This is a genomic window from Agarivorans sp. QJM3NY_29, from assembly GCF_050870835.2.
Classification (GTDB): domain Bacteria; phylum Pseudomonadota; class Gammaproteobacteria; order Enterobacterales; family Celerinatantimonadaceae; genus Agarivorans.
On record NZ_CP194036.2, the window covers coordinates 1803908 to 1825010 of the forward strand.

Below are 21103 nucleotides of genomic sequence, written 5' to 3' on the forward strand. Positions count from 1 at the left end.
CAACTGCCCGTTTTTATAACAAAGCCAGCAATATATCTAGCTGGCTTTTTTGTTTTGAGCCGTTTGCGCTTGTTTGGAAACTCTCTCGTTATTTTCTAGTCTCTATATCTGTGAGTTTGCTCATAAATTCTCCATCAAATGATTGAGTACCGATGAGTTCGTGCTACCTTGTTTCCAGTATTCAAAACAGGGTTCCAGCATTTTGGAAAAAGAACTTAACATACCGGCTTTGAGTCGAACAATCAGAATTATTGACGTATTGGTCGCTCATGGAAATCTCAGTGCCAATCAAATCATTCGCATCCTCGGCCTACCGAAAAGTTCGGTGTATAACTTATTAAATCAACTCAAGCGTGAGCGGATTGTCGATCAAGATAGAACCGGCCAATATGTGCTGGGTTTGAAGTTACTCGAATGGGGTGGGGCCGTTTCTGCACATCAAGATTTAAGAGACGTTGCCTATCAGCATTTGGAAGCCCTTGCCAGCAAAACTGAAATGCTTTGTCATTTGGGGATTTTAGACAATGACACGCCTATCTATTTAGTTCGGGTGGATAGCCTATCGCACATCCAGGTGAAAACCTGGGAAGGCAAACAACTTTGTATTTATCGTTCGTCTTTAGGCAAATGCCTTTTAGCCTATTTAGATAAAGCAAAGCAGCAACAGATTATCAAATCAATCAGTTTTGTCGATCATCTCCCCAATAGCATTGGTTCACGGGCCGAGCTTGAGCAAGAGCTTACGCGAATACGAAGCCTTGGGTGGGCGAAAGATGATGAAGAAGATGCCGCCAATATTCGCTGCGTGAGTGCACCGATTTTCGATAAGCATGGTGCCGTTATTGCAGCGATTTCTTTGGTGGGTACGGTGATGCACATTGGTGATAATTTTACCTTTGAAGACGCCGCCTCAGAAGTACGAAACACAGCAACCGCAATATCTAGAGAGCTAGGTTTTAATGGAGAAGTAAATTAATGAATAGACCCCCAAAAGTATTATGTGCCTTATTAACGCCATGGAAAGATCAGTCCCCCAATTTGGCCGAAATCAGGCGAATTGTCGATTTTCAAATTAAGCAAGGTTTGCTCGGAATTTTCCCAATCTCTTCTGTGGGAGAGGCTGGCATTATGAGTTTTTCTCAAAAATGTGCGGTGATTGAAGCAGTTTGTGCCGAAGCGAAAGAGCGGGTTCCAGTTTGGAGTGGTATTCCTTCAAATAACGCAGATGAGAGTATTCAATTGGCGGCTTTTGCAAAGTCACAAGGTGCCACCGGATTGGTGTTAATGCCACCGGCTTTTTATCCCTGCGATGAAGCCGCGATTATTAGTTTTGTAAGCAAAGTTGCAGCCTCGACAGACCTCCCCATCTGTCTTTATAACATCCCTTTTATGGCGGATCCGATTAATGCCGAAACGGCGGCAAAACTAGCCCGTTTAGCCAATGTTGTTGGAATTAAAGATTCTGGCGGTTGTTCAGTTAATTTCATGAAAATGCTGAGCTTATGTAAAGCGGTTGATCCTGAATTTAGGGTGATGACTGGCCGCGAAGAGTTCTTATATGGCTCGTTGATGCTTGGTGGTGATGGTTGTATGACCGCAACTTCAGGGGTGATGCCAGAAGTGATGGTGAAAATTAACGCTTTATTTGAAGCCGGTCAGTTTTATGCGGCTAAAAAGCTTCAATTCGCAGCGATGGAAGCGATGATGGCGATGTCCTCAATTCGTTTTCCGTTTGGCTACCGAATTGCAATGGAAGCTCGAGGATTCGATATGGGTCAATCCCCATTAACCCATACCGAATCAGACTCGAGCTACACGACTGCCAAGGTTCAGAGCTTGGCAATATTAATTAACACACTAGTCGAATTAACGGTCAATTAACGATCGGGAGTATATAACAAAATGACGTTACCTAAAATAAAAGAAATTCGTGCCTATTACATAGGCGGGGCGACAGGTAAAAAAGGCAATGGTGGTGCAGACTATCATGACCAACAAGGTGGGCATTGGATTGATGACAAGATCTGTACCCCGATGAGTCGTTATAAAGAATATGAACAGTCTCGACAGTCTTTTGGGATTAATGTGCTTGGTACCCTGATCGTTGAAGTAGAAGCTGACGATGGCGCCACAGGATTTGCAGTTTCGACCGCTGGTGAGCCCGGTTGTTTTATTGTTGAGAAGCACTTAAATCGTTTTGTCGAAGGCAAGTGTGTCTCTGACATAAAATTAATCCACGACCAGATGATCCGCGCGTCAATGTACTATAACGGTGGCGCAGGTCTGGTCATGAATGTCATTAGCTGTGTTGATTTGGCGCTTTGGGATCTATTTGGCAAAGTCACCCAGCTTCCGGTATTTAAATTACTTGGTGGGGCTGTGCGGGATGAATTGCAGTTTTATGCCACCGGGGCACGACCCGATCTCGCTAAAGAGATGGGCTTTATTGGTGGCAAAATGCCCACGCATTTTGGTCCGCATGAAGGTGATGCTGGGATCCGTGAAACCGTGAAGCAGTTTAAAGACATGCGAGATCTTTGCGGCGATGACTTTTGGTTAATGGCCGATTGTTGGATGAGTATGGATGCTAATTATGCAATTAAAACCGCTTGGGCGATGCATCAAGCAGGTGTTAATTTGAAATGGATCGAAGAGTGTTTTCCCGCCAATCAACATCAAGCTTATCGTGAGCTAGTAGCAAAAGCCCCACCAGGTATGATGGTCACGACTGGAGAGCACCATGGCACCCTTGAGTCATTTCAAGAGTTATCTGAAACCGGGGTCAACATTATGCAACCAGATGTTGGCTGGTGTGGCGGATTAACCACGCTCGTAGAAATTGCGGCAGTGGCTAAATCTCGGGGCCAGTTAGTGGTGCCGCACGGCTCGTCCGTCTATTCTCATCACGCGGTGATTACTTTTACTAACTCACCTTTCAGTGAGTTTTTGATGACCGCGCCCAAAGCGGATCATACTCGTCCACAATTTGACCCTATTTTGATTAATGAGCCGGTTCCCGAGCGAGGTCGCATTCACAAAGACCAACTGGATAAGCCGGGATTTGGTGTTGAGCTAAATCGCGACGGTCTTACTCGCCCTTATACTCATTAATTATTAGGACTAGAGCAGGCGCGCTGCGTTCGCTCTAGTAATAAAAGGTCTTGTTATGAACAATTCATCATTGTTAGATTCTGCTGTCCATAAATCAATGGTCCGTCTCGTTCCATTGATGTTATTACTCTACATTTTAGCTTTTCTCGATCGAGCAAACATCGGCGTCGCGAAGGTTCAGTATATGGCTGATACCGGAATTGGTAGCGCCGCATTTGCCTCGGGGGCATCAATTTTCTTCTTAGCTTACGCCTTCTTGGGGGCTCCATGTAATTTGTTAATGAAGAAAGTCGGTGCCAAACGTTGGATCGCCTTTACCACCATCCTATGGGGCTTGGTTTCATGTTCGTTAGCGATTGCCGATACCGAAACTAAATTTGTGACCACTCGTTTCTTGCTAGGGGCTACAGAGGCTGGATTCTTCCCAGGAATGATTTACTTAACCTCTTTATGGTTCCCGCAAAAAAATCGCGGCACCATTATTGGTATGTTTTACGTGGGTCCCTGTATTGCCTTGGCTCTGGGTACCCCTTTTTCTGGGGCCTTACTCGAAGGTTTACACGGTTGGTTAGGCCATCCTGGTTGGTTTTGGATGTTCTTAGTGGAAGGTTTGTTAGCTGCTGCAGTCGGCGTATTTGTTTACTTTTATTTAGATAGTGAACCTAAACACGCCCGCTTTTTAAATGATGGTGAAAGAAAAGCCCTGATGCGCGAGCTGAGTCAAGAAGAGCAAAAATCGGTGGCATCGAGGATTTCTGATGCGATTAAAATTCCCCGGGTGTGGGCGCTCGCCATCGCTTACGGGGTGATCCAACTGTCGGTTTATGGTTTAGCATTTTATTTGCCTTCAACCGTTGCCAAGTTGATTAGCAGCGTTAATGTTACTTTTATTTCAACCCTTGTTGCAGCTATTCCTTGGGTGGTTGCAGGTTTTGCAACTTATTATATTCCTCGTTATGCGGCGAAGCGATTTGCTGAAGCGCATTATGCCGCCTTGGTATTAACAATTGCAGGGATTGGGGTCATTGGTTCTGCGGTGTTGAGTGCTTCTCCGGTTGCCTCTATCTTTTGTTTGTCTTTGGCAGCTTCCGGCTTTATTGCGGTTCAGCCGATGTTTTGGACGATGCCAAGCGCGATACTTTCCGGTAGTGCTTTAGCAGCAGGGATCGGTTTTGTGAACATGTTCGGTGCCTTTGGTGGCGCTTTGGGGGCTCCGGTTCGCGAATTTGCGGAACCAATATTTGGCAACCCGATGGCCCCTCAGATAGTGATGGGAGTGACAGCGATATTGGGCGCAATTTTGATTTACAGTTTACGTCCGCAACAAGCAGGCTCACAGCAGCCTATAGCCGAAGAGGTGATCGCTAAATAATGAACATGTAAATAAGGCGGCTTTAAAGCCGCCTTATTTTAGTTGGGATATGACAGCTCCGAGTCGCTACAGTACCCACTTCCAAATGATGAATAAGGCTAAGAAGCCGAAAAGATAAATCAGGCCAAGGTAACTGACGACCCGTAATCCGAGTCCACCTTTCAGCTCCGTTTTAATGGCCGCTGTGTTGACTAACTTGTGGTTGAGCCAAGCAAACATGGGGGTGGTCATAAAGGCGAGTGTCATGGCAAAGCCTAACATCGCTAATAAAGCAGATTTAAAAAATAATATAATCCCAAAGCTCACCACCGATACCACCAGCAACCAGCGCACAAATTGGCTATTGGAAGCCTCTGGTTGGCCTTTCAATAAAGAAAAACCTTCGGCGAGGGCTCGCGAATAGCCATCGTATACGGTGATCGACGAGCCAAAAATACACAAGAAAGCAATCACTGCGATGAGGTAGCGTGACCACTCGCCAATGGTACTGGCATACAAGCTCACTAATTGGTGAGAAAAACCAATGCCTCCAGCAGCTAAGGTTTCACCGCTGCCATTGAGAACTAATGCACCTAAGGCTAAAAATACTAAGGCCAATAACATTGTCGTCATATAACCGAGATTAAAGTCAAATAAGGCTGACTTGGCGGTGACTTTTTCATTTTGACACTGCTGCTTTAACCACAGTGAGGTAATGCCTGAAATTTCGATGGGGGCGGGCATCCAACCCATAGTGACCACTAAAAATCCAATGGTGGCCATATTCCAAGGCGAGGGCGCCTGATAATCTGCCGGAGCGACCGGCCCTTGATACCAGGCCATGGCGGTTGCACTCAGCGTTGCCACCACCAATGCCGCCATGATTATTTTGGCAACGTTGTTCAGCGCCGAAAAGTGACCCGCAATTAAGATGACTAAGCTTGCGGCTAAAATGATGGCACATAACACCGGCATGGGTAAGGCTACCGGCACAAAATAACCTAATAGACTAGCGGCAAACATGAGTAAGGCTGCCGAGTTCACCACGGCGGCGATACAATTGAGTAAAAAGGCTGTCAGCAGGTAGCCTTTGCCCATGCTCATATAACCCTGTTGCAGGGTTTGCTGAGTACTGATGGTATAACTGACACTCGCTCGGAAGAAAGGGTATTTAAATACGTTCACCAGAAAGATTAACAAGGCCAACTGCCAGCCAAATTTGGCGCCCGCCTGGGTGGAGGCAACTAAATGGCTGCCGCCAATGGCGGCGGTAGCCATTAAGATCCCGGGTCCAAGTAGCTGAATGATTTTTTGTAAAGATTGCACGGGGGAAGTTGTTGTGTTGGGAATACTCTGTTCCACTGGGGCGTCCTGTTGCTAAGTGTTGTGTTTATGTTTGGGTGTTTAATAATTATTCGAACATTGTAAAGCAAATATTCCATTTACAAAAAGCTTAGTTTTTAGCAAATGTTAACTGCCTCCCGCTGGGTGGTGGCCTTCGAGATATATCATCGATAAAAATGCAGTACGAAAAAATAAAAAACCAGCTTCATGAGAAGCTGGTTTTTAATTCAAGCAGACGCTTTAAACGCGGTCGTTTATTGACAAGTATCTGGCGCTAATTTAATGATTTCAGCTGCGCTGAGAGCGTCGTTGGCAACATAAGGGCTTAAACCTCCTTTACCAGCGGTCGCATAAACATAGTCGGCCAGGTCTTGGCTAGTTGCCATCATGTTTACGTTAATGGTGCTTTGACTCGCGGCATCATATCTGGCAAGCATATCAGGGACGTTACCGATTAATACGGATGAGCCATCGAGGCTGCTACCAGAACCCTGGGCCTGACAATTTGCGTTTGATTCGTAAACCTTGGTGCCACTGACCTTAAGACTAGAACCATCGTCGTAGACTAGTTTTGTGCCGATGATACTTTTGATCCAATAGTCAATATCATCTTTTTTCGCGTTATTGGTGTTGTTTAAGAACATATTATTTTCAAATAAGATGCTACCTGCTTTACGAACACTCAATACATCTTTTCGATAACCATAAAACACGTTGTTAAACATGTGTGACTGACCCCAGCGTAACAGCGGTACTCGACGTCCGGTGTTAAACTCCGAAGCAGCGTAAGAAGCATCATCGGTTACAAATAAGTTATTGTGAATTGTGGTTCGAATATTGGCATTCACCGGACGGCTATCACTTGAACCATGTAAAGCCGCGCGTTTCACGTTTTTCAATTTGTTAAATGAAACGGTGATGTTATAAGCACCTTGCTTCACATCGAAGGCGGAATCGCCAGTGTGGTCAAAGGTGTTTTGATGCAGCCAAATATCGTGCGATTGACCAGTTGAACGGATCATATCCGGATCGGCTTCATGGTCTTCGGTGTGGCCACCGCCAACAAAATGCATGTTGCTAATGATTACGTTTTCGGAGGCAGTATCGTCGCCATTACCAATTTCAAAACCGCTGTACTTAAAGTTGGCGTTCGCGCCACGTCCATCGATGGTAGTATTAGAGTGGATCATTGGAACTGCCAGCGCACTCTTCACATTGCTGTTATCAACGTTTAGTTTGATGTTGAAGAAGGTATTATCACAGTCGCTGCTGGAAACATCGTGATTGGTACACCATAATTCAGCGTCTAAACATTCGGCTTTGCTCGCATTGTCCAGAGCGCTGAGCACTGCAGGCTCCTCACAGGCTAAACGGTACATCGCAATGTTGGTATCGGCTTTAAAATCATCCTTATCAAATACAATCCAGTTGTAGGCATCGCTGCTAATTGCATTGAGTATTTGTTGTTCAACCAGCGAGCCATCTGTCGGCTTTTTGATGACAACCAAGTTACTATTACCACCTACATCATAACCGCCCACGGCTTTGCTACCGTAACCCACCGGCTTACCCAAGCTAGAGGATAAACACTCAACCTTCTCTTGTTCGCTTAATGAAGATTCGTCCCAATTCACATCAGCGTTTGTCACTAAGTCATGACAAGCGTTAATCGTGCTTGAATCTATGGTGGCGTGATACGCGGCACTGAGGTGCTCAGTCCCTGCCTTATCAGTGACACCTAACCAGTAGTAGTAGCTGCCGTCGGCGAGATTTTTATCGCTGTAACTGACGTTATCGATGTTGGATTGAATAGCGTTGCTACCCTCGAAGGTGGCGTCGGTATCACGGTAAACTTTCTGATTTGCAACCTCAATACTTCGAGCCGTCCAGTTTAAAGTGACTGAGGAACCAGCCGTTTTACCACTGAAAGTGAGAGTTGGTTCGGAGGAGGGCGTCGAGCCACTGCTGGAAACTTTGAAATCTGCAACCGTTGCAACTCCTGTCGAGCTGAGAATTTCGAAGGTGAGGCTATTGGTCTTGATGGTACTGATGTTGATGGTGCCCGCACCAGAACCCGACATGATCACCGAATCACTGCTTGCCTTGGCATTCACACCCACCGTAGTGTTTGAGCTATCTTGATTGATTAATTGCCACGCGCCGATGTGACCTTGATAATTAGCGGCTTCAGTGATGGTGACTGAGCTAATGTTTTGTTGCGCTGGCCAGGTAATAGAAACAGAACCAGTTGCGCCAGCTGGAGCCCAATAGCTGCTAAGGTCATTGTCAATAACGTTGTCGTAGCTGGTGCCATTGGCGAGGCTGCTACCAGTGGCGGTTGCACTTGGCGTGCTGTTTGGTGTGCCACCGTCAGAGGAACCCCCGCAGGAGGTGACAGCTAACAATAACAAGTAGCCCAGTGGCTTCATTGTTAGTGTTTTACCCTTGCTTATCATGATACTAGTCCTTATTTATCAAAACACTTTATCTGCGAGAACGATTACTTATTGTGAATAACCGTACTGTTTTTGGTTGATATTTTACTGAGGTTTAAAGAACCACATAATGTTCAATCTAAATTTATGTATAACTAAATAGTTAAATTTATCAAAAATAAAATAACGAGCGAATTTAAAAGAAACATCGGTTCAAAAAAATTAGCGTGTGATCATTATAACGACAAAGCCTTAAATATAGCCATGATGAAAATATTCAATATTTGCGGTAAGTCACTAAATTACTCGCGAAATTTTAATGATTGAGTCTTTGGGGTGCAGAATTGAATTTTTGAGGAGCGGTTATCAACTTGATATTTTTAATTATTTGTTTCGTCAATAAATTCATTCAAAATATGATCGATTTTTAGTGGCAGTGGGTGGATGAGACTCGCTTTATTAAGCGATAAGCCTCGGTGAAATGATAACTGCTAGCTCTTTGAATGGGTTGTCGCGATAGCTTCAGATGGTTATCGGAGAAAGAACTAGTATGAAAGATAAAAAGCCAGCCTCGCTAGAAGCTGGCAGTATTTAGTTTATTGAAGCATTATTGGCAAGAAGAGGGGGCCTGCGCAATCACTTGTTGGGTGGATAAAGCCGCAGGGGATAAATAGGGTGTTAAACCGCCTTTACCTGCTGTGGCAAAACTGTATTGCGCCAAATCGTCACCAGCACTGAAGCGATTACTATTAATTACGCTTTTACTGCTGCTGTCGTAGCTGGAAAACATATCTGGGGTCGTTCCATAAGACGCACTTAAATCGCCAGGATTGCCTTGAAGCTGGCAATTGGCATTGGCGTACCAAACATAGCTTCCACTGATCTCTAAGCCGCCTTCGCGATAGTCACGTAATAAAGTTTCAAGCCAGTAATCCATGTCATCACCCTTGCTGTTGTTGATATTATTCAGGAACATATTATCTTCAAAAGCAATTCGACCACCCACGCGTACACTCAGCAGGTCTTTACGATAGCCATAGAATACGTTGTTAAACATATGTGATTGGCCTCGACGCATTAGTGGCACTCGACGCAGGCCATTGTAGGCACTGTCACCAAAATGCTCATCGGTGGTAATGAACAAATTATTATGAATGGTGGTGGTGATTTGGTCGTTCACGGTTCGGCTATCGCTAGAACCATGTAAGGCAGCACGTTTTACATTGATCAATTTGTTAAAGGATACGCTAATATCGTAAGCGCCCACTTTCACATCAAAGGCTGAGTCACCCGTATGCTCGAAGGTATTTTGGTGGATCCAAATATTATGCGACTCTCCTGTAGAGCGCAGCATGTCGGGATCAAGATTGTGGTCTTCGGTGTGGCCAACACCAATGAATCGGTTGTTGGTGACAATTACATTTTCGGTGACATAGGTGCTACTACCACTGCTGTCTGCACCCATTTTGAAACCACTAAATTCAAAAGTAACTTTGCTGGTGCGTCCATCAAGGGTGGTATTGGAGTCGATCATCGGAATTTTGAGTGCATTTAGACTCTTATCGTTGAGCTTATCGTTAAAGAAGGTATCGTCACACTCATCACTTGCTACACCATGGTTCGAACACCAAAGTTGTGGGTTTAAACATTCCGCTTCGCTGGCACCATCTAAGGCATCGAGTACATCGCCATTGCTACAACCGAGGCGGTACATGGCAACGGTTGTGTCTGTGGCGAAGTCGTCTTTATCGAAGACTATCCAGTTATAGGCAGGAGAACTAATCGCGTTGAGGATTTGTTGTTCAACAGAAGTACTACTGTTTTTAGTAATCACAACAAGGTGACTGCCGCCATCAGGGTTGTAGCCCCCGGTGGTTTGACTACCGAAGCCGACAGGCTTACCTAACGATGTAGCCAGACACTCGACGATTTGTTGTTCTGTTTGTAAGGATGATTGCCACCAGTTGATTGAAGGGTCGTTGACTAGTTGATTACAATCGGCATCAAGATCTACATTGCCGGAGTCATCCGATACATTGACGGTCGCTGCAGTGGCGTCAGTATTGTAATTATTTCCTTCACTGTCGGTGAATTTAATCCAGTAGTAGTAAGTTCCATTTGCTAGGCCGCTATCGGTATAGGTGTTTGCGGTTATTCCCGAGGCTATTCTCACTCGTCCAGACGGATCGGCGTCGGTATCGCGATAAATTTGCTGACTTGCAAGATCAATGCCGCTGACACTCCAATTGAGTAATACGGAGTCGTTGCTGACCGAACTTGATAATGATGATTCAAAAGAGGGTTGTTCCGGTGTTGTGCTACCGCTACTACTATAGGTTTCAAATTCAGCCACGGTGGCTAAACCGGAAGCGCTGAGGATTTCGAAGTTAAGCTTTTTGGTGCTTATCGCGTTGAAATTTATGGTTCCAGCACCTGAACCAGTGGCCAGTACCGTGCCGTCATCATTATTGACGAGCTGCCATGAACCGATATTTCCCTGATAGCTTGTGGCTTCAACAATGGCGACAGAGGCAACACTCACTTCGCTACTCCATTTGATTGAAATTCTGCCACTACTGCCGTTGGGTGCCCAATAACTGCTTAGATCACCGTCTCGAACATTTCCATAGCTGGTGCCACTGGCCTTGCTACTACCATCGGATCCGGCTCCGATACTTAGATTATCTGCGGCTAGCAGTGCATTTGAGTTGAGTGTTAGCACCGATAACAGTAAGTATCCCAAGGGCTTGAGAGTGCCTACGTTGGTTTTACTAATCATTGATTTAGTCCTTTATCATGTAGTTTTAGTCAATTGATTCGTTCAATTTTTGTATAGGGTATTTTTGTTATATCTATTTATTTATGATGGTTCGATGATGCCTCCGATCTGTATTTTCTAAATGATTACGCTTTTTGATAATATTTTAGTAATAACTATTTATTATCAAAATACTGGTTTATTAAAAGTAAATATTTGTTTCTTTTGTGAGCAGTTATTACATTTAGATAAGATGACAAAAATAGCAATAAGGTTTTTGACAAAAACATTAAATAGGTGTTGTGGATCACTTTCTATTGTTTAGTTGTGTGGACTTAGTCGCAGTATATTGAAGGGAGAAATATGCTTTTATAAGGAATAAAGTCAGCAATTTGATATGCTGACTTTAAGTGATTGATGGTTAGTTGGGTAGGCTTAGCTTGCCGATTTGGCAATCAGCAAGTCGCCATGTAAGGCGACAAATTTATCGTACAACTGCTCTTCGCTTTCGACATAAGCTGGGTTAACGCTGATGCAGTCGATAGGACAAACAGCGATGCAAGTTGGCTGTTCATAGTGGCCTTTGCATTCGGTACAACGCGCAGGATCAATGACTGTCATCCTGCCATCGTAGGAGATGGCCTGATTCGGGCATTCTGGCTCACACATGTCACAGTTGATGCATTTTTTGCTAATTTGTAGCGCCATGCTTAACCTTTGGCGCTTGCTGTTTGATGAGGGTTACGGGTATTTTGCCCTGATTGTAGATTGCGCATCAACAATGCATGCGCTAAGTCTACATTTTCGGGAACTGGCAAAAACACGGTATGTCCGCTGCCTTTTGCATCATCGATGAGCTCACCTTTTTTATTTTCAAGATGCTCCAGTTTGAAGCTCAGGTTCCCTTGAGGGGTCATCAACTCGAGCGTATCACCTAAGATGAATTTATTTTTTACGGTGACTTCGGCCAAACCATTCGGATTGCGTCCGGCCACTTCGCCAACAAATTGTTGGCTATCACTGATTGAATAACCGTAGTCGTAATTTTGATACTCGTCGTGAGTATGACGACGCAAGAAGCCTTCGGTGTAACCACGATGGGCTAAGTTTTCTAAGGTGCCCATTAAATTTGGGTCGAATGGCTTACCAGCCACCGCATCATTGATCGCCTGACGATAGACTTGGGCGGTGCGAGCACAGTAGTAGAAAGATTTGGTTCGGCCTTCAATTTTAAGTGAGTGCACACCCATTTTTGTTAAACGTTCGACGTGTTGAATCGCCCGTAAATCTTTCGAGTTCATAATGTAAGTGCCATGCTCGTCTTCAAAGGCGGGCATATACTCGTTGGGGCGCCCTTGCTCTTGGAGTAAGAAGACTTGGTCGCTGGGTGCGCCTGCGCCTAAGGTCGGCTCTACGATTTGCGGCTGAGCGGCGATAATGTCACCCACTTCGTTTTCTTTGGCTTCGTGAGCGTTATATTTCCAACGGCAGGAGTTGGTGCACGTTCCTTGATTGGGGTCGCGTTTGTTAATGTAGCCTGATAACAAGCAGCGGCCAGAGTAGGCCATGCAGAGGGCACCATGGACAAAAACTTCTAATTCCATCTCTGGAACTTTCATCCGAATTTCTTCGATTTCGTCTAAGGATAGCTCGCGGGACAAAATTACTCGTTCAACCCCTTGCTGTTGCCAGAACTTCACCGTTGCCCAGTTGATCGCATTCGCCTGAACTGAGAGATGGATGGTTTGTTCAGGAAAAGCTTCTCGCACCATCATGATCATACCAGGATCCGACATAATGAGAGCATCGGGTTGCATCGCGATGACGGGTTCAATGTCACGTAAATAGGTTTTTAGTTTGGCGTTATGCGGCGCGATGTTACTTACCACATAGAGCTTTTTAGCTTGCTGGTGTGCTTCGTTAATCGCCAGTTCAAGGTTCTCATGATTAAATTCGTTATTACGTACGCGTAATGAGTAACGAGGTTGGCCTGCATAAACAGCATCAGCGCCGTAGGCAAAAGCGTAACGCATATTTTTTAGGGTGCCAGCAGGTGACAGTAATTCTGGTTTGAACATCAAAGCTCCGGGTCTGAGTCGAATCATTGAGAATGGCTGCGAGCAGCACAATAAGGGCGCGCATTTTACGCTTTGCTAAAGGGGCTTGCAATGGCTTTGTATGAAAAATCACCAACCATTAAGTAACTACTTGAAAGTATGTTAATGGTTGGTGAAATAGGTAAGTTTAAATGAGGACTTAGCTGGTTAATTCGCCGCCTAGGGCTGCAATGAGATCAGGGATCATTTTACTGAGTTCGCCGCTGGTCAGGGCAAAGTCGGCATCGAAGCGTGCCGCTACATCGCTTTTGTCGATGTCTTCATTTTGTTCGGTGATGGTATCGGTGAACTTCACACCTTTGATACTCATATCTTCACTGAGGATAAAACGTATTGATTCAGCCCAAGTTAGTTCTAGTTTAGTTACAAATTTATCGGCATCTAAATGCACTTTAATTTCGTCACTGAATAAGTCTTGTTCTTTACAGCGAATAATACCACCACCTTCTAGGGCGCTACGTAACTCGGCTTCTTCGCCCAATTCAAAATTAGCCGGAACCAGCTTTTCGTTTAACCAGTCGGTCATGGTGACATCGGCTTGGTTTGCTAACTTAATTGGTGTCACAGGTAAGCTGCCTAAGGATTTACGCAATAGCGAGACGACTTCTTCGGCTTTCTTTACGCTACCCGCATCAACCGCAATTAAGTCGTTTTCTGGACTAATCCAAGCGTAAGTTAAATTGGTTCTGGAAAAGGCTCGAGGTAATAAGCTCAGTATAATTTCTTCTTTCAACGCATCTTTTTCGGCTTTTTTAAGCGGGCGTTGTTGCTCTTGTTCAATAAGTTCAATTTTATCTTGTAAGGTATCGCGGATCACCGAAGCAGGGAGCATTTTTTCTTCTTTCTTGGCGCATACCAAGTATTCGTTCCCGACAACATGAATCAAACTTTGACCGAATTTACCCATGGGGGCTACCCAACCAAACTTGCTTAGGTCTTGGCTTCCGCAAGGGCTAAAGCTTAGCTCGTCTAAGGTAGCGTCTAGCTTTTCTGGTTCGAGTTCCAGTTCTTTGGTGATTCGAAACAACATTAGATTTTTAAACCACATAACGGATTGGCTCTTTGTCAAATAAGGGGCGCTATTCTAACAAAACTACCGCACTTGTCAGTGGCCATTTTCGTTTTTTTAGTTTGAGCTTTGACTTGCAAGACGCAATGATTGATTTTGTTGTCGTCGCGGATCCAGATTTGAACAGTTTGTTAATGATTTGTGATCTGAATCGAGATCTCGCACATGAAATAGGAGCTGACTCACATCGGCATGGCGCACGATTATCCATACTCAAAATCCACTTATTCAGTTGTGAATGCCTAAATGACATTTTCCAAGTTTGCTTCGACTTTAAGCTTACGCCAAGCCAAAACCTCCGACAGCGATGAGATTAGTGATATTTGGCTGGCGGCAAGTTTACGAGCGCATGACTTTTTGCCGAGTAGATATTGGTGGGAGCGGCAAGAGGCCTTACAACGTTTGTATCAATACGAATCGGAAGTGTGGGTGGCCGAAGTGTCTCAGCAGGTGTGTGGTTTTTTAGTTTTGGTACAGCATCAGTTGATTGCTTTGTTTGTCAGCCCGCATTGGCAGGGCAAAGGGATTGGCTCTCAGTTACTGGCGTTGGCAAAACGTCTTCGTTCGCATCTTCAGTTACATTTGTTTGTCGACAACGTAGCGGCTTATCAGTTCTATTTACGGCATCGTTTTCAAGTATTGCGTTACCGGTCCGAGCGTTATACTGGCTATCCCTTGGTACATATGGGATTTGGAGCTTACCCTAAAATGAGCGCCAGGGCTTAAGTCCTGGCGCTTGATCGCATTTTGCCGAACTTACTTGCCGTAAAGATTTTCAAAGCAGTAGTTGGTTGCGTCAACGAAACCTTCGACACTGCCGCAATCAAAGCGTTTACCTTTAAATTTATAAGCCATGACACAGCCGTTTTGGGCTTGAGTTAACAGTGCGTCGGTTAACTGAATTTCCCCATTTTTACCGGCGGGGGTATCGCGTAATAAATGAAATATGTCTGGGGTGAGAATATAGCGACCGATCACCGCTAAATTGGATGGCTCCTCGCCCAATGGTGGTTTTTCGACCATCGACGTCACTCGAAATAAATCATCTCGTAAGGCTTCGCCTTCGATCACGCCATATTTATGGGCCTCTTCTTTTGGTACTTCCATAACGGCGATAATCGAACAGCGGAATTGTTGATATAGTTTTGCCATTTGCGCAAGAACACCACCGTCATCACCAAAACATAAATCATCGGCTAACACTACGGCGAAAGGTTCTTGACCAATTAAAGTCTCACCACATAACACGGCATGTCCCAGGCCCATCATTTTTTTCTGGCGGGTATAGGTACAATTAACATTATCGACTAGGTGACGAATTTCTTTGAGGTAGGCTTCTTTACTGGTGCCGGCGATTTCATTTTCGAGCTCGTAACTGATGTCGAAATGATCGGCGATGGCACGCTTGCCTCGGCCTGTGATAAATGCCATATCACTCATACCCGCAGCAACGGCTTCTTCGACGCCATATTGAACCAGGGGTTTGTTAACGATGGGAAGCATTTCTTTAGGCATTGATTTAGTGGCCGGTAAAAAGCGGGTTCCATAGCCTGCTACCGGAAATAGACATTTCTTTATCATGGACATAGCAACTCCTTGTATCCTTTCAACGAGGCTCGTTTCAAGCCTAAGCTTAGTGTTATTGAATATCTAAGGTAAACGCAGCAAGAGCGATGCCAGTGTCGTTGCGCATGCTCGTTAAGCGTTTGTTTTAGAATTGTTTTATATGAATTCACTTGGTTTGGCCAGAGACTTCCAATGATTCAATTGCACTGCTTTAGTGCATATTTATCGGCTGAACCAAAATAATGCATTAAAACGGGACAAAGGGCACTAAGTAAAGATAATTATTTTTTATGTTAATAGTCGTTGGTTGTTTATTGATTGTTTTTTATATATGAAACAACGTATTACATCGGTTTTAGTTAACCGGGATTGATTATTTACGATTGGCACGTTACTTGGAGAGTTATATTCAAATACGTACAATGTTGATCACTGAGGGCTGTCTATGCAAAAACTCGAACACCTATTACAGCAAATTTTTGGTGATTCTGTACCTGAGTCGCTGGGCCATGACATTGGCTTAAAGATAGAAGCGGCTAAATCCACCTTTCCTCGTTATCAATCATGGTCGGAACAAGATCTGATTTTGATCAGTTATGGGGACAGTGTGTTGACTGAAGGCCTATTACCTTTGTCAAGTTTGCATCGGTTTTTAGGTGATTATTTAGAAGGACTGATTAGCGCCGTTCATATATTGCCTTTCTTTCCGTTTAGCTCCGACGATGGATTTTCGGTGATTGATTATTATCAAGTCAACTATAGCCTGGGGGATTGGCAAGATGTTGCGGCGCTCAATCAGGACTTTGAGTTGATGTTTGATTTGGTGATGAATCACTGTTCCAGACAGAGCCTTTGGTTTAATGATTTTGTAAATGGTTCGGGGGAAGGGAAAGATTATTTTATCGAGTCTGATCCCTCGCTGGATTATAGTGAAGTGACTCGGCCGCGCACTAATCCTTTAATTGTTGATGTTTATACTAGAAAAGGCTTAAAGCATGTTTGGGCCACCTTTAGTGATGATCAAATTGATTTAGATTTTTCAAATCCAAAGGTGCTATTAGCTTTTATCGATATTTTTATTTACTACTTAAATAAAGGTGGGCGGTTTATCCGTTTGGATGCGGTGGCTTTTGTTTGGAAACAACTCGGTACTAATTGCATTCACCTCCCGCAGACCCACGCGATTGTTAAGTTGCTACGTTGGGTGATGCAACAACTCGATCCAAACTTAGTCTTAATCACCGAAACTAACGTCCCTCACCAAGAGAATATTAGTTATTTTGGTGCCGGAGATGAGGCTCATCTGGTCTATCAATTTGCTTTACCCCCTTTACTGTTACACGCTTTAAATCGTGGTAACGGACACTATTTAACGGCGTGGGCTCGTGATTTAGCGGCATTGCCAGAAGGCTGTAGTTATTTTAATTTTGTCGCCTCTCATGACGGTATCGGTGTTCGGGCGGTGGAACAGATTATTCCGAAACATGAAATTTCCGATTTGGCGGAGTCGGTGCACAACTTTGGTGGTTTTGTCAGCATGAAATCTAATGGTGATGGCACTCAAAATCCCTATGAACTAAATATTTCTTTATTTGATGCCTTGCAGGGAACTCGTACGGGCTCCGATCAGTGGCAGGTTGAGCGGTTTTTATGTAGTCAGATGGTGTTGTTAAGTTTACAAGGGATCCCGGGGATTTATATTCATAGCTTAACGGCGACCGCTAATGATCATTTACTGGTGGAGCAGACTGGGCGCACTCGTTCGATTAATCGTCATCGTTGGCAGCGTCAAGAGTTTGAAGATTTATTAGCTCAAGGGCATAGTGCGCAAGCTCAGGTGTTTCATCGTTATCGCGATCTGTTGGCTTTGCGTAAGTCGATCGCAGCCTTTAACCCGCAAGCGGCTCAGCGCGTTTATGATTGTGGCGATGCTGTATTTGTGCTGCAACGAGGTTTAGCGCCAAATGGAGGTGTATCTTTGTCACACGAAGCGCTATTAGCAGTCTTTAACCTCACAAAATATCCGCAGCATCTTGATCACTGTGCTCAGTTGCCACAGGCCTACTTAGGGGAATGTGAAGACTTACTTAGTGAAGAGCGGCTTAACTTAGTGGACTATAAACTGAAGCCTTATCAAGTATTGTGGTTATGCCCAGTGACAGATTAAGTATATTGGTTTACGCCTTATAAAAAAACTCGGCCTTGATGCCGAGTTTTTTATTTCAGAATTGGATATTCGGCTTAGCAGTTGTCTGCTTCAACCGCTTCATAGAGGCGTTCTAAAAAGTCAGGAGCTGCGCTTTGTACACGGTTCCAACTTGGGATGAATGGTGTCGCAGAGGGATTATCGAGGAAGGTTTCTCCTGCTGCCATAATTGCCTTGGCAAACAGTTCTACAGCGTCTTCTTCAGCATGGCGGTCAAGGGTTAAACCGTTAATCAGTGCATCGCTGTGGTAATTTTCGATAAAGTCTAAGGCCATTCGATAATAAGTCGCTTTTAAAGTGCGTAGCTTACCAGGACTAAAAGTGTGCCCTTGGGTGGCGAGCTTTCTAATCACCGCTTTACTGATATCGGTGGCCATCTTAGCAAGACCCGTATCTAGGTTGTCGATGCTGAGTTCTTGGTGCTTATGGTCATAAACATCGGCAATATCCACCTGACAAATGCGATTGGTCGAATGATTACGGAAGACTTCCGATAATACGCCAATTTCTAAACCCCAGTCGGAGGGAATACGAATGTCATTAATTACATCTGATTGCATGGAGAACTCTCCAGCCAGAGAGTAACGGAAGCTATCAAGATATTCTAAGTAGTCATCATAACCTTCTATTTTTTTGAGCGCTTTCAATAAAGGCGTGACCAACAAACGCGCAACGCGACCATTTAATTTTCCATCGGCATGACGCGCATAAAAACCTTTACAGAATTCGTAGTTAAATAGCGGGTTGGCAACCGGATACATGAGTCGTGCGAGCATGCTTCGATCGTAGGTAATAATGTCACAGTCGTGCAAACCAATCGCTTTACTCTTACCCGACGCTAGGGCGTAGCCAAAGCAATACCATACATTCCGTCCCTTTCCGGCCTCTTTTGGAGCTAAGTTGAGTTCGGCTAGTTGCGAGTCGAGGGCTCGCAGGCGCGGGCCGTCGTTCCAAAGGATACGTACATGTTGTGGCAGCTCAGCAAAATAGTTCTTGGCAAAGGCAAATTGCTCTTCGGTGGCGCAGTCTAAGCCAATGATTATCTCGCTGAGGTAGGGTACTTTCGCTAGTTCTGCCACAATCGTGGCGAGGGCTGGTCGCTCTAATTCAGAAAACAAAGAGGGGAGTACCAGACTCATTGGCCGAACCTTGGAAAAAGCCATCAACTCTTGTTCTAGCTCTTCTAGTGGGCGGTCAGTTAAGTTGTGTAAGGTCGTTACAATACCGTTTTGATAAAAATCAGCCATGGTTATGCTCCAGTTAAAAAAGAATGTAAAACTTGTTGTATCATTTTGTGCCAACCATAGGGCCCTGGGTGTGGGGCTAAACTGCAGTTAGGATGGTCTATATAAAGGGCGGGGGCGTGTTTGCGTGGAATTATCACTGCCAAGTCGGCTTGTTCTAACATACTGCGATCGTTTTCGCTGTCACCGAGCGCGAGATTAAAGAAACGATGTTGGTAGTACTGTTGGTAATGTTGATTTAACCAGCGCATCGCGTCGGCTTTGTCTAGGCGAGCCTTGATATGTAAAAAGCGTCCTCCTTTGATCACCGCTAAATTGTGTGCTTCCAATTTTTTTATAAATAATTCAAGTTGCTCTGGGCTGTCATTCCATAATACCGGTTCAGAGGCCATGCGTTGCTTGGCCAGTTGCGCCTCGTATTTATTGAGACCAGTGTGTAGTTGTACCTCTTCTGCATTCATATCATTAAAGCCCTGAAAGCGAAATTGGCAACGTTGGCGAAGTACGCTTAAGTATTGGCAAATGTCGGGGTAGCTAGGGCCAAATATTTTAATATTCCATTGTTGCTTGCCTACATTGAGGGGACTTAAGTCATCAATTTGTAAAGGGCTGTGCGAAGGGATACATATGGCAGAGCCATTTTCGACCACGAAGGGCTGTTCAATTCCCAGTTTCTTTTGAAGTTCTAAGGCTTCCATTAAGGTTTTACTGGTATTAAAAATCACTGGAATGTTCAGTAGCTTGAGTTGTTTCAAGCTGGGCTGCGCGGGTTCGAAGCTATAAGAATCGTGGTCGAGTAAGGTGCCATCTAAATCGGTAAACACGAGTAGGTTGCTTGCATTAATTTGCAACTCTGCTGGAGATAGTTGTTTGGCTAAATACGGCATATGGCCTCAATATCGATGAATGATACATTTATTTATTAGAAGCAGGAGCAATGCCACAGTCGCTAAGTGCTACCTTAGTCAATAGATAAAATCTCTAATTATCATAAATTTACCATGATTTATTATGCCCTTTAGTCACTGAAGCTTGAGATTTGTTTTGCATTGTTTTGGTGCAAAGCTTTGCTAATATTTAGGTGAAGCCCTTTATTGGTGCGAATATATATTTGTTGGGTGGTTTGACTTACACTGACTGCTGTCATAAATCTGTCATTAATACGTCGCATAATTGCCACAGTTTCTTAGATCGAGATAAAAGTAATGCCAAGGAAGATACTTGTTGTAGAAGATGAAGCTCCAATTCGTGAAATGCTTTGTTTTGTATTAGAGCAACACGGTTATGAGCCAATTGAAGCTGCGGACTATGAGCAAGCGATAGCACAGTTAACTGAACCTTATCCAGAGCTGGTATTACTGGACTGGATGTTACCCGGTGGTAGTGGGATTTCTATTATTAAACATATGCGTCGCCATGACTTAACGCGCCAGATCCCCGTGATTATGTTAACCGCGAAAGGTGAAGAAGAAGATAAGGTTCAAGGTTTAGAAGCGGGCGCTGATGACTATCTTACCAAGCCTTTTTCTCCCAAGGAATTGATGGCGAGAGTGAAGGCAGTGATCCGTCGTATTTCACCGACATCTTTAGAAGAAACCATTGAAGTTCAAGGTTTACGTTTAGATCCAGTTTCACATCGAGTGAGTGTCGAAAATGAACCCTTGGATATGGGGCCTACAGAGTTTAAGCTATTGCACTTCTTTATGACTCACCCCGAGCGTGTTTATAGCAGAGAACAACTGCTAAATAATGTGTGGGGAACTAACGTGTACGTAGAAGATCGGACGGTTGATGTGCATATTCGTCGCTTACGTAAGGCTATAGGCCTACAAGGCTATGATCGTTTGATTCAAACCGTTCGAGGTTCTGGGTATCGTTTTTCAACTAGAGTGAAATAATACG

The 21103-nt window shown here is 44.4% G+C and carries 16 protein-coding genes; 7 read left to right on the forward strand and 9 right to left on the reverse strand.

The annotated features are described in order from the left end of the window. The first annotated feature begins 202 nt into the window (after positions 1-202). The 4 genes from ACRRS0_RS08335 to ACRRS0_RS08350 are packed head-to-tail and all read left to right on the forward strand — an operon-like array spanning position 203 to position 4483. Positions 203-976 carry an IclR family transcriptional regulator gene (locus ACRRS0_RS08335; RefSeq protein WP_432453670.1) on the forward strand — a complete coding sequence of 258 codons (774 nt, stop codon included), beginning with the start codon at positions 203-205 and terminating at the stop codon, positions 974-976. After that, entirely contained in the window at positions 976-1881 is a 906-nt protein-coding gene (locus ACRRS0_RS08340) for a dihydrodipicolinate synthase family protein (protein WP_432453669.1), read from the forward strand. The genes ACRRS0_RS08335 and ACRRS0_RS08340 overlap by 1 nt, the downstream gene beginning before the upstream one ends. Before the next feature lie 21 nt (positions 1882-1902). Continuing rightward, positions 1903-3111, forward strand: coding sequence for an L-rhamnonate dehydratase (rhmD, locus tag ACRRS0_RS08345; protein WP_432453668.1), 1209 nt, complete (start codon positions 1903-1905; stop codon positions 3109-3111). A gap of 55 nt (positions 3112-3166) precedes the next feature. Beyond that, positions 3167-4483, forward strand: coding sequence for an MFS transporter (locus ACRRS0_RS08350; RefSeq protein ID WP_432453667.1), 1317 nt, complete (start codon positions 3167-3169; stop codon positions 4481-4483). A gap of 66 nt (positions 4484-4549) precedes the next feature. On the opposite strand, the gene ACRRS0_RS08355 is transcribed toward ACRRS0_RS08350, so the two are convergent. The 6 genes from ACRRS0_RS08355 to rdgC form a co-directional block, all read right to left on the reverse strand. Continuing rightward, positions 4550-5740 (reverse strand): NRAMP family divalent metal transporter, encoded by a 1191-nt coding sequence (locus tag ACRRS0_RS08355; protein WP_432456191.1) that lies wholly within the window; start codon positions 5738-5740, stop codon positions 4550-4552. A 320-nt stretch (positions 5741-6060) separates the two neighbouring features. Continuing rightward, the gene (locus ACRRS0_RS08360; protein WP_432453666.1) at positions 6061-8262 is read right to left on the reverse strand and encodes a pectate lyase family protein; all 2202 of its coding nucleotides are present in this window, start codon (positions 8260-8262) and stop codon (positions 6061-6063) included. Between the two features lie 586 nt (positions 8263-8848). Further along, positions 8849-11020, reverse strand: coding sequence for a pectate lyase family protein (locus tag ACRRS0_RS08365; RefSeq protein WP_432453665.1), 2172 nt, complete (start codon positions 11018-11020; stop codon positions 8849-8851). Positions 11021-11434: 414 nt separating this feature from the next. Continuing rightward, positions 11435-11707, reverse strand: coding sequence for a YfhL family 4Fe-4S dicluster ferredoxin (locus ACRRS0_RS08370; protein ID WP_432453664.1), 273 nt, complete (start codon positions 11705-11707; stop codon positions 11435-11437). A gap of 2 nt (positions 11708-11709) precedes the next feature. Next, positions 11710-13077 carry a prephenate-dependent tRNA uridine(34) hydroxylase TrhP gene (gene trhP / locus ACRRS0_RS08375; protein WP_432453663.1) on the reverse strand — a complete coding sequence of 456 codons (1368 nt, stop codon included), beginning with the start codon at positions 13075-13077 and terminating at the stop codon, positions 11710-11712. A gap of 178 nt (positions 13078-13255) precedes the next feature. Then, the gene (gene rdgC / locus ACRRS0_RS08380; RefSeq protein ID WP_432453662.1) at positions 13256-14164 is read right to left on the reverse strand and encodes a recombination-associated protein RdgC; all 909 of its coding nucleotides are present in this window, start codon (positions 14162-14164) and stop codon (positions 13256-13258) included. A 267-nt stretch (positions 14165-14431) separates the two neighbouring features. On the opposite strand from rdgC, the gene ACRRS0_RS08385 reads away from it, so the two are divergent. Then, entirely contained in the window at positions 14432-14911 is a 480-nt protein-coding gene (locus ACRRS0_RS08385) for a GNAT family N-acetyltransferase (protein ID WP_432453661.1), read from the forward strand. 30 nt (positions 14912-14941) lie between these two features. Here the strand turns inward: ACRRS0_RS08385 and galU are convergent, their stop codons facing one another. Next, positions 14942-15766 carry a UTP--glucose-1-phosphate uridylyltransferase GalU gene (gene galU / locus ACRRS0_RS08390; RefSeq protein ID WP_432453660.1) on the reverse strand — a complete coding sequence of 275 codons (825 nt, stop codon included), beginning with the start codon at positions 15764-15766 and terminating at the stop codon, positions 14942-14944. Positions 15767-16196: 430 nt separating this feature from the next. On the opposite strand from galU, the gene ACRRS0_RS08395 reads away from it, so the two are divergent. Continuing rightward, entirely contained in the window at positions 16197-17918 is a 1722-nt protein-coding gene (locus ACRRS0_RS08395) for a sugar phosphorylase (protein WP_432453659.1), read from the forward strand. A 74-nt stretch (positions 17919-17992) separates the two neighbouring features. On the opposite strand, the gene ACRRS0_RS08400 is transcribed toward ACRRS0_RS08395, so the two are convergent. Together ACRRS0_RS08400 and ACRRS0_RS08405 are read right to left on the reverse strand one after the other, a co-directional pair. After that, entirely contained in the window at positions 17993-19204 is a 1212-nt protein-coding gene (locus ACRRS0_RS08400; RefSeq protein WP_432453658.1) for a glycosyl transferase, read from the reverse strand. A 2-nt stretch (positions 19205-19206) separates the two neighbouring features. Continuing rightward, the gene (locus ACRRS0_RS08405; RefSeq protein ID WP_432453657.1) at positions 19207-20088 is read right to left on the reverse strand and encodes an HAD-IIB family hydrolase; all 882 of its coding nucleotides are present in this window, start codon (positions 20086-20088) and stop codon (positions 19207-19209) included. 318 nt (positions 20089-20406) lie between these two features. Here ACRRS0_RS08405 and phoB point away from each other — a divergent pair, with 318 nt between their 5' ends. After that, entirely contained in the window at positions 20407-21099 is a 693-nt protein-coding gene (gene phoB, locus ACRRS0_RS08410; RefSeq protein ID WP_432453656.1) for a phosphate regulon transcriptional regulator PhoB, read from the forward strand. The last annotated feature ends 4 nt before the right edge of the window (positions 21100-21103 follow it).